Annotated in this window: 11 protein-coding genes; 7 read left to right on the top strand and 4 right to left on the bottom strand. The window is 69.9% G+C overall.

The window, feature by feature from the left end; all coding sequences use genetic code 11:
• Window positions 1–31: 31 nt before the first annotated feature.
• From phnE (MK177_05080) to MK177_05065, 4 genes are read right to left on the bottom strand one after another with little or no spacing between them, the layout of a single operon-like run.
• Window positions 32–925, bottom strand: a complete 894-nt coding sequence (gene phnE, locus MK177_05080) for a phosphonate ABC transporter, permease protein PhnE (protein ID MCH2426690.1) — start codon at window positions 923–925, stop codon at window positions 32–34.
• A 1-nt stretch (window position 926) separates the two neighbouring features.
• Entirely contained in the window at window positions 927–1,724 is a 798-nt protein-coding gene (gene phnE / locus MK177_05075; GenBank protein MCH2426689.1) for a phosphonate ABC transporter, permease protein PhnE, read from the bottom strand.
• Window positions 1,721–2,503, bottom strand: a complete 783-nt coding sequence (gene phnC / locus MK177_05070) for a phosphonate ABC transporter ATP-binding protein (protein ID MCH2426688.1) — start codon at window positions 2,501–2,503, stop codon at window positions 1,721–1,723. Before phnC ends, phnE (MK177_05075) begins: the two co-directional genes overlap by 4 nt.
• Before the next feature lie 46 nt (window positions 2,504–2,549).
• Entirely contained in the window at window positions 2,550–3,617 is a 1,068-nt protein-coding gene (locus tag MK177_05065; GenBank protein ID MCH2426687.1) for a phosphate/phosphite/phosphonate ABC transporter substrate-binding protein, read from the bottom strand.
• A gap of 120 nt (window positions 3,618–3,737) precedes the next feature.
• Here MK177_05065 and MK177_05060 point away from each other — a divergent pair, with 120 nt between their 5' ends.
• The 7 genes from MK177_05060 to MK177_05030 form a co-directional block, all read left to right on the top strand.
• Window positions 3,738–4,640: a DMT family transporter gene (locus MK177_05060; GenBank protein ID MCH2426686.1), complete on the top strand. Its 903-nt coding sequence runs from the start codon at window positions 3,738–3,740 to the stop codon at window positions 4,638–4,640.
• A gap of 146 nt (window positions 4,641–4,786) precedes the next feature.
• The gene (locus MK177_05055; GenBank protein MCH2426685.1) at window positions 4,787–6,433 is read left to right on the top strand and encodes an arginine--tRNA ligase; all 1,647 of its coding nucleotides are present in this window, start codon (window positions 4,787–4,789) and stop codon (window positions 6,431–6,433) included.
• A gap of 2 nt (window positions 6,434–6,435) precedes the next feature.
• Window positions 6,436–7,707 carry a diaminopimelate decarboxylase gene (gene lysA / locus MK177_05050; GenBank protein MCH2426684.1) on the top strand — a complete coding sequence of 424 codons (1,272 nt, stop codon included), beginning with the start codon at window positions 6,436–6,438 and terminating at the stop codon, window positions 7,705–7,707.
• Window positions 7,708–7,776: 69 nt separating this feature from the next.
• Entirely contained in the window at window positions 7,777–9,075 is a 1,299-nt protein-coding gene (locus MK177_05045) for a homoserine dehydrogenase (GenBank protein ID MCH2426683.1), read from the top strand.
• A gap of 16 nt (window positions 9,076–9,091) precedes the next feature.
• Complete coding sequence (gene thrC / locus MK177_05040) at window positions 9,092–10,474, top strand: threonine synthase (protein MCH2426682.1); 1,383 nt, start codon at window positions 9,092–9,094, stop codon at window positions 10,472–10,474.
• Window positions 10,475–10,537: 63 nt separating this feature from the next.
• Window positions 10,538–11,689 (top strand): 2,3-bisphosphoglycerate-independent phosphoglycerate mutase, encoded by a 1,152-nt coding sequence (apgM, locus tag MK177_05035; GenBank protein MCH2426681.1) that lies wholly within the window; start codon window positions 10,538–10,540, stop codon window positions 11,687–11,689.
• Window positions 11,690–11,966: 277 nt separating this feature from the next.
• The coding region (locus tag MK177_05030) for a hypothetical protein (protein MCH2426680.1) at window positions 11,967–12,476 on the top strand (510 nt) is incomplete at its 3' end.

The raw sequence follows: 12,476 nt of genomic DNA, 5'->3' as shown, positions 1-12,476 counted from the left end.
CGAGGCTAGGAGAAACCCGACGGGGCGGGACTCAGCGGCCGAACCCGGTCAGGTCGGCCAGCACGGCGGCGTTCCGGTCCTCGTCCATTCCGTCGCCCGGTGCCCGGCCGGTGCCCCGGATGATTCGCCGCCGGACGGCTGCCGAGATGGTGTCGATGGTCAGCACCACCACGACGGTCATGGCCAGCACGGCGCCCACGGCCGGGAAGTTCCGGAACACCAGCTGCGACACCAGTTCGGAGCCCACGCCGCCGGCACCGATCATGCCCAGCACGGCCGAGGCCCGGACGTTGATCTCGAACCGGAACAGCCACTGCGAGGTCACCACCGGCAGGATCTGGGGCAGCACGCCCCAGCGCATCTCCGATGCCCAGCGGCCCCCGGTGGCGGCCACGGCCTCCAACGGCCCGTCGTCGATCCCCTCGATGGCCTCGGTGGCCCACTTGCCCAGGGTCCCCACCGAGTGCACGCCGATGGCCAGTGCCCCGGCCCACGGGCCCAGGCCGGTGATCGGGATGAGGATCACGGCCAGGATCAGCTCGGGGACGGCCCGGATCACGTTGAACAGCTGGCGGACAGGAGCACGGACCCATGCCGGTGCGACGTTGCCGGCCGCCAGGAAGGCCAGGGGTAGGGAGAACAGGGCGCCTATGAGCGTGCCGATCCAGGCGATGTGGACCGACTCGAACACCTTGCCGACCACGCCCCGTTCGGCGGCCTCGCCGAAGGCCGGTGGGAACATGCGACGGAAGATGTCCCAGGCGTCGCCCGGGGCGCCGAGCAGGCGATCCAGGGTCACGTCCAGGCCTGAGAGGGACCACCCGACGGCGACGACCAGCAGGCCTGCCGCCGTCCAGCGGCGCCGGGCCACCCCGGTCGGCGCCGCCGGCCGGCCGTCGGTTGCGGCCACCGGGTCGGTCGTCACGTCAGACCAGCCGCCTTCGGATGGCCACGCTGACCTGCTCGATCACGAATACGACCACTAACACGAGCATGAGGATGCCGAGCACCCTGTCGAATCGGAAGTACTGGCGTTGGGCCTCGATCACCCGGCCTATGCCACCGGCGCCCACCAGGCCCAGCACCACCGATGCGCGGATGTTCAACTCGAACACGTACAGGGCGTAGGCGACGTACTCGGGCAGCACCGTGGGAAGGACCCCGGTCCTGACCACCGCCAGGTGTCGGCCACCACTCGCCCGGGCCGCCTCCAGCGGTCTGGGATCGGCGCCGTCCACCGTCTCGCTGAACAGCTTCACCATCACGGCCAGCGAGAACACCGACAGGGCCCACGAGCCGGCGAACGCCCCGATACCCACGGCGGTGACCAGGAGCTTCGCCCAGAACAGGTCCGGTACCGCCCGGACCACGTTCATGACCGACCGGCTGACCACCAGGGTCGGACGGTTGGGCGAGGTCAGCGGCGACATGGTGAAGGCCAGCGGCAGGGCCAGGCCGCAGCCGACCAGCGTCGCCACCACGGCGATCTGGAACGTCTCCACCAGCGGGTCGAGAACGTTGTGCCTGTCCAGGACCCAGTCCCACGGGACCGGCCAGAACTTCTCCCAGAGCGGGTTCGACCAGACGTTCCAGAACGTGGAGAGGTCGAAGTCGACCTGGCGTCCGGCGAAGACCGTGTAGGCGACGATGGCACCGACCACCGCCCAGGTGCGGACACCGGGACGGGGTCGGGTGGGGCGGCCGCCGGCCGACTCTCCGTTCACTCCGAGGGTTCACCATCGACGGCCAGAAGGTCGTCGTCGGTGATCGCCCGACCGTAGATGTTCCGGAACGTCTCGTCGGTCACATCGGAGATGTCGCCGTCGAACACCACCTCTCCGTCCCGAAGCCCGACGAGGCGGCGGCCGAACTCCCGGGCCAGGTCCAGGAAGTGGAGGTTCACCAGGGTGGTGATTCCAAGTTCCCGGTTGATGCGCCGAAGGTCTCCCATGACCTGGCGGCTGGTCACCGGATCCAGGGCGGCGACCGGCTCGTCGGCCAGCATCACCGACGGCTCCTGTGCCAGGGCCCTGGCGATGCCCACCCTCTGCTGTTGGCCGCCCGAGAGGTTGGCGGCACGGACGTACGCCTTCTCCACGATGCCCACCCGCTCGAGCGCCCGCATGGCGATCTCCCTGTCCGGTGCCGGCCAGAGGCCGATAGTGGAGCGCCACGCCGGGACCGATGCCAGCCGACCCATCAGCACGTTGTTCAGGACCGAGGTGCGGTTCACCAGGTTGAACGTCTGGAAGATCATCCCGATCCGGGATCGGATGGTGCGCAGTTCTGCGCTGCCGGCGCCGACCACCTCGGTCCCGTCGATGGTTATCGACCCCGAAGTGGCCGGGACCAGGCCGTTCAGGGCCCGCAGGAGCGTGGACTTGCCCGCTCCCGAGAGCCCGACGACCACGACGAACTCGCCGTCGTCGATCCTGAGATCGACGTTGCGCAGCGCCCGGACGCCGCCCCGGTAGGTCACCGAGACGTCGTCGAACCGGATCACGGTCCGGGCGTCGGTCTGGTCGTGGTCGTCGGTTCCCGTCGTCTGGTCAGCCCAGAGGCTCGGTGATGCCCAGGGCCTCGGCGGCCTGGCGCACGACGTCGAAGTCGGACTCGACGGCCCGGCGGATCGACGTCCAGCCGTAGGTCTCGTCGAAGACCGCCTCGCCCTCGTCGGTTTCGAGGTAGGCGTAGATGGCGTCGTAGATGGCCGTCCTGAGCGAGGTCGGCAGCAGCGTGCTGGCGGCCACCACGTCGTTGGGTACCTCCGAGGTGATGTTGAACACGATCACCTTGTCGCCCACGTCGGTCTTCTCCTTGCGGAGCGAGCGACGGGCGTCGTCGTAGGACACGCCGACGTCGGCGTCGCCGTTGTAGACGGCGACGACAGCGGCATCGTGTCCGCCGGTGAAGATCGGCGTGATGTCGTTGACCGGGTCGATCCCGGCCTCGATGAGCTGCAGGGCCGGGAACAGGTAGCCCGAGGTGGAGGACTCCGAGGTGAACGCCACCCGCTTGCCCTTGATCTTGGCCAGGTCGGCCATGCAGGACGAACCCGGAGACACGTCGCCGGCGTCCACCGACTCGCCCAGGGCCTTGCCGGAGTCGCCGAAGTAGACGCCGACCTGCAGTGCCACGGCGTCGAGCGCCCCGACCTGCTGGACGCCCTTGGCCGTGTTCTCCAGCGCCGTGGCCGACTCCGGAGCGGAGTCGCACAACGACGGGTCGTTGGTCATCCACTGGCCGTGGTAGGTGGCGGCTCCGTAGCGGACGGCCTGGATGAGCACCTCCATGTTGCCGAACTGCTGCTGGGCCAGCGTGTAGCCGAACGGCCCGAAGGCACCCAGGTCGGCCTTGCCGGTGCCCATGGCGATGACCAGGCCGGTGTAGTCGGTGGTCACCACGCCGTTGACCTTGATGCCGAGGGCGTCGCTGAGCACGTCCATGAACGGCTGGATGTCGTCCTGGAGCGATTCCTGCTCCGAGCTGGGGACGAACCCGAATGTGATCTCGGACGGCCAGGTGCCGTCTCCGGCGGCACCGCCTCCATCACTGGAACAGCCCGTGGCGATCATCACCAGGGCCAGTAGGGCGGCGAACAGCGAACGGATCTTCATGGGTCCTCCCCTTCGTGGCGAGCCCTCGTTGGTTCGCCGACGAAGCGACAGTAGCCAATGGTGCATTGCATGTGAAACGCGTGGCGGCCGGTGAGAGGGCGGAGGCCTAGGGTGCCGCGGATGACGGGCCTCTCCAGAGCCGCAGACGACAGGGCCGGCCTGGGTCGGGCGTCGGCCACCGTGGCGATCTGCTGCTGGTCGGCAGGCAACGTCATCGTCGCCGGATTCGACCTGCCGGGACTCCAGATCGGCTTCTGGCGGTTGTTCCTGGGAGCGCTCGTGTACGGGACGTTCCTCTACGCCGGCGGCCGGCGCATCACCTGGGCCACGGTCCGGCTGGTGGCGTTGCCGGCGGTCACCATCGCCCTCGAGATCGCCCTGTTCTTCGTGGCCCTCCACAACACGTCGTTGGCCAACGCCACGACCATCGGAGCGCTCCAGCCCATCCTCCTCATGGCCGTAGCCTCCCGCCGCTACCGGGAGCGGGTGACCGGGTGGCTCGTCGGCATCGCGCTCGTCGCCATCGGTGGGGTCGCCCTGGTGATGTTCGGTGCCGGAGGCGGGCCGGGTGGGCACCTCAGGGGTGACCTCCTAGCCGCCATGTCGATGGTCCTCTTCGCCGCCTACTTCGTGTTCGTGAAGGACGTGAGGCACCACCTCGACACCTTCACCCTCCAGACCACGTCGATGTCCATCGGTGCGGTGGTCCTGCTGCCCCTGGCCGCCATCGACGCCGGGCAGGTCATCCCGCCGCTCCCGTCCTGGTCGCAGTGGGGATGGCTGGCCCTGCTCCTGGCCGTGCCGGGAACGGGTCACTTCCTCATGAACTGGGCCCACCTGCACGTGAGCCTCACCCTGACCGGTTTCCTGACGCTGGCCATCCCGGTCCTGTCGGCCGGAGGTGGGTGGCTTGTGCTCGACCAGCGGCTGGCTCCCGTCCAGGTACTGGGCATGGTCGTGGTCCTGTCCGCGCTGGTCGTAGTCGTACGCCGCGACGCCCGGCTGCACGCCGCCGGTTCCTGAGGTCGCCGATCCGCCTGTCCACCGGCCCGTGACTCCGCCGACCATGTGCTGCGTTATTCGCAGCCGGTCGGGCCCGGGTGCCGCCGGTAGCATCGGGCCGGCGGCCGGACCCCGGTCGCTTCCACCCCCCCTCCCCGGATCCGGCTATGGACGTGCGCGACACCCTCATCGACGCGGTTCGCTCCGCTCTGGCCGACCTTGGCGTCGAGCCGGTGCCCGACGTCGTCCAGTTGGAGCGTCCGGCCAACCCGGAACACGGCGACTGGTCCACCAACGTGGCCCTGGCCTCCGCGAAGGCGGCGGGTCGCAACCCGCGGGAGCTGGGCACGGCGCTGTCCGACCACCTGTCCACCGCACCGCCCCCCCACGTGATCGGCGTGGACGTGGCCGGACCCGGCTTCGTCAACTTCCGCCTGGCCGACTCCTGGCTGCACGAGGTGCTGGTCGACGTGGTGGATGCCGGCACCGATGGCTGGGGCCGTCTCGACTCCGGCGTCGGGACGAGCGTCATCGTCGAGTTCGTGAGCGCCAACCCGACCGGTCCCCTGCACGCCGGCCACGGCAGGGGCGCCTGCTACGGCGACTCGGTGGCGCGCCTCTACGAGCGGTGCGGCTACGAAGTGGTGCGCGAGTTCTACGTCAACGACCGTGGCGTCCAGATGCAGAACTTCGCCGCGTCGCTGGCAGCCCGTGCCGCCGGCACCGAGGTGGGAGAGGACGGCTACCACGGCCGGTACATCGTGGACTGGGCGGCCGAGATGCCCGGCGACGCCGATCCGTTGGAGTGGGGCTACGCCCGAGCCCTGGCGGCCCACCGGTCGGTCCTGGAGTCCCTCTCCATCCACTTCGACTCCTGGTTCTCGGAGCGGTCGATGATCGCCTCGGGGGCCGTCGACGCCACGTTGGTCGACCTGCGGGCCGCCGGTGCCGTCTACGAGGAGGACGGCGCGGTCTGGCTGCGGAGCTCCGACCATGGCGACGACAAGGACCGCGTCCTGGTCAAGGGGGACGGCCAGCCCACCTACCTGATGCCCGACGTGGCCTACCACCGGGACAAGTTCGGGCGGGCCGACCGGCTGGTGAACGTGTTCGGCGCAGACCACCACGGCTACGTGGCCCGCATGCACGCCGCCATGGCGCTGCTCGGCCACGACAGGAGTGACCTCGAGATCGTCATAACCCAACTGGTCAACCTGCAGAGGGACGGCCGGGAGGTCCGGCTCTCCAAGCGGACGGGTGAGATGGTGGAGTTGGCTGAGGTGGTCGACGAGGTTGGTGCCGACGCAGCCCGCTTCACCTACCTGCTGCTCTCGATCGACTCACCCCAGACCTTCGACATGGACCTGGTGGCCAGCCAGGTCAACGAGAACCCGGTCTTCTACGTGCAGTACGCCCATGCCCGGATCCACTCGGTGGTCCTCAGGGCCGCCGCCGAGGGCATCGGGCGCGAGCCGTTGGCCGACACAGACCTGTCGGTGCTCGTCCATCCCCGGGAGCTAGAGATCCTGCGGTACCTCCACGAGTTGCCCGAGGTGGTGGCACGGGCATGTCGGGAACGGGCACCCCATCAGGTCACCGCCTGGGTCCGGGACCTGGCGTCGGCCTTCCACGGCTTCTACCACGACTGTCGGGTGTTCGGAGACGGCATGCACCCGTCCACGACCCAGGCCCGTCTCTGGCTGCTCGAGGGCGTCCGGATCGGGCTGGCCGTGGCCATGGACCTGCTCGGCGTGGGCGCCCCCACCGAGATGTGGCGTGACGGGGTCGACGACCGGGCCGACGGGGAGGCCTGACCGTGGCCGGTCCCATACCCACCCACCTGCTGCCCGACACGGCGTCCATCGGTGCCGGCGGTCGGCTCTCGATCGGCGGCTGTGACCTCCTTGACCTGGCCGACGAGTACGGCACGCCGCTGTTCGTCTACGACGAGGCACAACTGCGGGCCCGCTGCCGGGAGGCGGTGACCGCCTTCGGTGACGGCGTGGCCTACGCCTCGAAGGCATTCCTCTGTGGGGCCATGGCACGCCTGGCCCATGAGGAGGGCATGCACCTCGACGTCGCCACGGGAGGCGAGCTGTACGTGGCTCGCCACGCCGGGGTGCCGGGTGACCGGCTGGTCATGCACGGCAACAACAAGAGCGACAGCGAACTGGCCATGGCGCTCGCCGAGGGCGTGGGCCGGATCGTGGTCGACTCGTTCGACGAACTGGACCGCCTGGACGCCATCGCGGCGGCCACCGGCGCCAAGCCGATGGTGCTGCTCCGGATCACCCCCGGGGTGGAGGCCCACACCCACGAGTTCGTAGCCACGGGCCAGGACGACTCCAAGTTCGGCTTTACCGTGTCATCGGGTCTGGCCGCGGCGGCGGTCGAGAGGGCCGTCGCCTCGGACTCGGTCGACCTCGTCGGGCTCCACGCCCACATCGGCAGCCAGGTGTTCGAGGTCGGGGCGTTCGCCAGGGCCGTCGAGGTGCTGGCCACGTTCGCCGCGCCGTACGGGCTGGCCGAGCTCTCGGTCGGGGGAGGCCTCGGGGTTCCCTACGTGGAGGGCGAGTCGGCACCGTCCATTGGTGACTGGGCGGCCGGGATCCGCGCCGTCTGTGAGGCGGCCGGGGTCACGGCCTCGGTCTCGGCCGAGCCGGGACGGGCCATCGTGGCCGCGGCGGCGGTCACCCTGTACAGGGTGGGAACGGTCAAGGACCTGCCGGACATCCGCACCTACGTGGCCGTCGACGGTGGCATGAGCGACAATCCGAGACCGGTCCTCTACGGGTCCGGATACGAGACGTTCCTGCCCAGGGCGGCCGATGCCGAGCGCAACCGGTCCGTGAGGGTGGTGGGCAAGCACTGCGAGTCGGGTGACCTCCTTGTCCGGGAGGGCTGGGTTCCCGGCGACCTGGTGGTGGGCGACGTGCTGGCCACGCCGGTAACCGGTGCATACGGGTACGCCATGGGCTCCAACTACAACCACGTCCTGCGTCCGGCCGTGGTGTTCGTGGCCGACGGCGACGCCAGGCTGGTGATCCGCCGGGAGACCTACGAGGACCTCGTGCGTCGCGAGGCGTGACCACCCGGTCGACCCCCACCGACTGAATCGGCGCTGGACCGGGCCGGTCCGAGCGATACCGTCTGGTCCATGGAGCCCTCCCAGATCCGTGTCGGGCTGCTGGGTTGCGGCCACGTCGGTGCCGCCCTGGTGTCGCTCATCGCCGAACGCCGTGACGAGGTGGCCCGTCGCACCGGGCTGTACCTGGACGTGACCCGCATAGCGGTCCGCAACACGGCAATCGACCGCGGTGTGGGTGTCGATGCCTCGGCCTTCACCACGGATGCGGCGGCCGTCGTCGCTGATGCGGATGTCGACGTGGTGGTCGAGGTCATGGGAGGCATCGAGCCGGCCCGTGAGCTGGTGTTGGCCGCCCTTTCGGCCGGCAAGCCGGTGGTCACAGCCAACAAGGAACTGCTGGCCAACCACGGCGCCGAGCTCTACGAGGCGGCCGAGGCTGCCGGCGTGGACCTGCTGTTCGAGGCGGCCGTCGCCGGTGCCATCCCGATCATGCGCCCGTTGCGGGAGTCGTTGGCCGGGGAGCCGATCACCCGGGTGATGGGCATCGTGAACGGCACCACCAACTTCATCCTGAGCCGTATGGCCGACGACGGTGTCAGCTACGCCGACGCCCTGGCCGAGGCCCAGGGCCTGGGCTACGCCGAGCGGGACCCGACGGCCGACGTGGAGGGCTTCGACGCCGGGGCCAAGGCGGCCATCATCGCCACGGTGGCCTTCGGCGCACGGGTGGTGGCCGGCGACGTGTACCACGAGGGCATCTCCGGGATCACCGTCGCCGACATCGAGTTCGCCGCGGACCTGCAGCACTGCATAAAGTTGCTGGCCGTGGTCGAGCAGACCCGGGCCTCCGACGGCGGGCTCCAGATCGGCGTCCGCGTGCACCCGACCCTTGTGCCGCTCGACCACCCGCTGGCGTCGGTCAGGGGAAGCTTCAACGCGGTGTTCGTCGAGGGTGGAGCGTCCGGTGACCTCATGTTCTACGGCCGGGGGGCCGGCGGTCGACCCACCGCATCGGCGGTGCTGGGCGACCTGATCGACGCCGCCGGCAACCTGCGGCGGGGCCACGGGGCGCCGATCGGTGCCCTGGAGCGGGCCCGGATAGCCCCGATCGACGACGTCACGTCGGCGTTCTACCTGAACGTCGAGGTCGACGACCGTCCCGGCGTCCTGGCCCAGGTCGCCACGGTGTTCGGGGAGAACGGCGTTTCGATCCGCTCCATGGAACAGGAGGGCCTGGGAGGAGAGGCCCGCCTGGTGTTCATCACCCACGCGGCAAGGGAACGGGACCTGCGCTCCACGTTGCAGGGACTCAGGTCGCTGGATGCCGTGCGGGCTGTCGGGAGTGTCCTGCGCGTCATCGGCGACTGAACCGACCGGAACCGTGATGCGCTACGTCAGCACCCGGGGAGCCGCCCCGGTCCTGGACTTCGGCGACGCCCTGCTGGCAGGGCTGGCCGACGACGGTGGCCTCTACGTGCCGGAGGCCTGGCCGGTGCTTGGCGACGGTGGCCGGGGCGACTATGTCGAGACGGCGGTGGAGGTGATGTCGCCGTACGTCGGCGACTCCGTCGGAGCGGACGCCTTCGCCGCGATGGTGGAGGACGCCTATGCGGTGTTCGATGCGCCGGACGTGACTCCAATCGTCGAGTTGTCCGACGGCATCCACCTGCTTGAGCTCTTCCACGGTCCGACGCTGGCCTTCAAGGACGTGGCACTGCAACTGGTCGGTCGCCTGTTCGACCATGAGCTGGACCGGCGGGGGGAGCGGGTGACCATCGTCGGCGCCACGTCGGGCGATACCGGATCGGCTGCCATCGAGGCCTGTAGGGACCGGGACAACATGGACCTGGTCATCCTCCATCCGGCTGGTCGGGTGTCCGACGTCCAGAGGCGGCAGATGACCACCGTTACCTCGGCAAACGTGCACAACGTGGCAGTCGACGGCACCTTCGACGACTGTCAGGACCTGGTGAAGGCCATGTTCGCCGACGTCGTGTTCCGGGATCGCGTGGGCCTCTCGGCGGTCAACTCGATCAACTGGGCCCGGGTCATGGCGCAGGTCGTCTACTACGTGGTGGCTGCCGAGCGCCTGGGCGGACGCCGGTCGCCGGTGGCCTTCTCGGTTCCGACGGGCAACTTCGGCAACGTGTTCGCCGGCCACGTGGCGCGGTGCTCGGGCCTGGCCGTACCGCAGCTGGTGGTGGGGAGCAACACCAACGACGTCCTCACCCAGTTCTTCGTCGAGGGCACGATGACCATCGACGAGGTGGTTCCCACCTCGTCGCCGAGCATGGACATCCAGGTCTCGTCGAACCTGGAACGTCTGCTGTTCGAGCTACTCGACCGTGACGGCGCGGCTGTCGCCGAGCAGTTGGACCGCTTCCGGGCCAGCGGCTCGTTCCGCCTGGATCCCGTGCTCCACGCTGCCCTGGCCGACGGCTGGGCCGGTGCCCGCTTCGATGACGGGACCGTCCGCGACTGCATAGCGACCGAGGCCGACAGGTCCGGCGTCCTGTTGGATCCCCACAGCGCCGTCGGTGTGCTGGCTGCCAGGGCCTGTCGACGGGATCCGTCGGTACCGATGGTGGCCCTGGCCACCGCCCATCCGGCCAAGTTCCCCGACGCCGTCGCCGACGCCACCGGTATCCGGCCGCCTCTCCCGGAACGTCTGGCCGACCTCCATGAGCGCCCCGAGCGCCTGACCCGGCTCCCGAACGACCTGGCCGTGGTGCAGGAGTTCGTCGAGGCACACCGGCGTGCCGGATGACCGACGGCCGGGTCCATGCTCCGTGCCCCGGCCGGTGCCGGGCGCTGGCAGGATGACCCACCTGTGAAGAAGTACGTGATCTGCATCCCCGACGGCTGTGCCGACCTTCCTGTTCCCGACCTCGACGGCCGTACACCGCTGGACGTCGCCCACATGCCGGTCCTGGCCTCGTTGGCCGCCAGGGGAACGGTGGGCCGCGCGGCGGTCATACCCGAGGGCATGGCTCCCGGCAGCGACGTGGGCAACATGTCGATCCTGGGCTTCGACCCGGCCGAGTTCCACACCGGTCGAGCTCCCATCGAGGTGGCCGCCATGGGCCGCTCGCTGCGGCCCGAGCAGACGGCCTTCCGCTGCAACCTGGTGGTCGTCCGCGACGGCGTGATGGTCGACTACGCGGGTGGTAACCCGTCCGACGAGGAGGGGGCCGCGGTGGTGGCCGCCCTGCAGGCGGAGCTGGCAGGAGCCCAGGAGGGCGTCGAGTTCCTGGCAGGGGTGGGCTTCCGTAACGCCATGATCGCGCCCGGGCCGTGGATCGAGGCCGACTGCACGCCGCCCCACGACCTCTCCGGCGACACGATCGTGAACCCGTCCGGGCCGGCAGGCACGGTACTGACCGGGTTGATGGAGGCCTCGAAGGACGTCCTGGCGGGCTTCGACATCGAGGCCAACCAGATCTGGCTGTGGGGCCAGGGCTTCCAGCCACAGGTGCCGTCGTTCACCGACACCCACGGCGTGGAGGCCGGCCTGGTGACGGCAGTGGACCTGGTACGGGGCATAGGAGTGCTGTCGGGCATGAAGGTCTGTGACATCCGGGGCGCCACCGGCTGGTACGACACCGACTACGAGGGCAAGAGGGACGTGGCCCTGGCAGAGCTCGAGGCCGGGCTGGACCTGTTCGTCATCCATGTGGAGGCCACGGACGAGGCCGGCCACGCCGGCAACGTCTCCGAGAAGGTCGCTGCCCTGGAGAACTGGGACCGCCGCATCCTGTCCGGGTTGATCCCGGGACTGGACGCCATGGGCCCGTGGCGCCTCCTCATGCTCCCGGACCACGCCACGCCGCTCACGACCCGCACCCACACCGCCGACCCGGTGCCCTACGTGCTGGTGGACTCGGCCGTGGACGGCCCCGGAGGGACGTTCTCAGAGGCCGGCGTGGCCGCAGAACCCCTTGTTCCCGGCCATCGCCTGGTTCCCCGGCTGCTGGCCGACTGAGGACCCGTTCCCGCCGTAGCAGGGATGGTTGTCGCCGCCGAGGTCTGTTGGGTACAGTGGTGTCGTCGCCGGGCGGGCGACGATCCCCACGAGGTTCGCCTCGCAACCATCGCGCGACCGTGGTGGTGGCCAGGAGGGGACCGGGGATCACCGCTCCACGACACGTCCTCCGATCCCGCCAGTCGGGTACCCGGATGGCGTTCCCCCTCTCCCGGTCGAACCTGACCGGGGAGACCAGACGGGCCACTCGGCCCGACGAAACCGAGGTGTTGTGAGCATGGACTCCACCCAACTAGAACGCGGCACGCTGGAGAGCAAGGACCGCGACGAACTGACGACCATCGCCAACGCGCTGGGTGGCAAGCCTGGCTCGCGGGCCCGCAAGGCCGAGATCGTCGACATGATCCTGGACCTGACCGACGCCGGGTCGAACGGTTCGTCCGACGGATCGGAGGCGACCGTCGACGTCCCCGAGGTCGAGGCGGGCTATGGGGAGCCACCCGCGGAGTGGGAGGCCGCCGCTGCGGCTGCCACCGATGCCGACGAGGCGCAGACCGACACCGGACCGACCGACGTCGCGGTGACTGCCGAAGCGAGCGTGGACGAGGCTTCCGACCCGGGAGATGGCCAGGGACGCGGTCTGGGGCGGCAGAACCAGACCCGCGGCTCCCAGGGCGACCGCGGCCAGCGTGGCCAGGACCAGAACCGTGGCTCCCAGGGCGACCGCGGCCAGCGTGGCCAGAACCAGAACCGTGGCTCCCAGGGCGACCGCGGCCAGCGTGGCCAG

The organism is Acidimicrobiales bacterium (assembly GCA_022452145.1).
Taxonomy (GTDB): domain Bacteria; phylum Actinomycetota; class Acidimicrobiia; order Acidimicrobiales; family MedAcidi-G1; genus UBA9410.
This window is presented reverse-complemented; position numbering and strand designations above follow the sequence as displayed.

What these genes read in the sequence shown, in the direction of transcription:
- MK177_05065 (MCH2426687.1), bottom strand. Translation starts at nt 3,617, where the DNA reads ATGAAGATCCGTTCGCTGTTCGCCGCCCTACTGGCCCTGGTGATGATC.
- MK177_05060 (MCH2426686.1), top strand. Translation starts at nt 3,738, where the DNA reads ATGACGGGCCTCTCCAGAGCCGCAGACGACAGGGCCGGCCTGGGTCGG.
- MK177_05055 (MCH2426685.1), top strand. Translation starts at nt 4,787, where the DNA reads ATGGACGTGCGCGACACCCTCATCGACGCGGTTCGCTCCGCTCTGGCC.
- MK177_05045 (MCH2426683.1), top strand. Translation starts at nt 7,777, where the DNA reads ATGGAGCCCTCCCAGATCCGTGTCGGGCTGCTGGGTTGCGGCCACGTC.
- thrC (MCH2426682.1), top strand. Translation starts at nt 9,092, where the DNA reads ATGCGCTACGTCAGCACCCGGGGAGCCGCCCCGGTCCTGGACTTCGGC.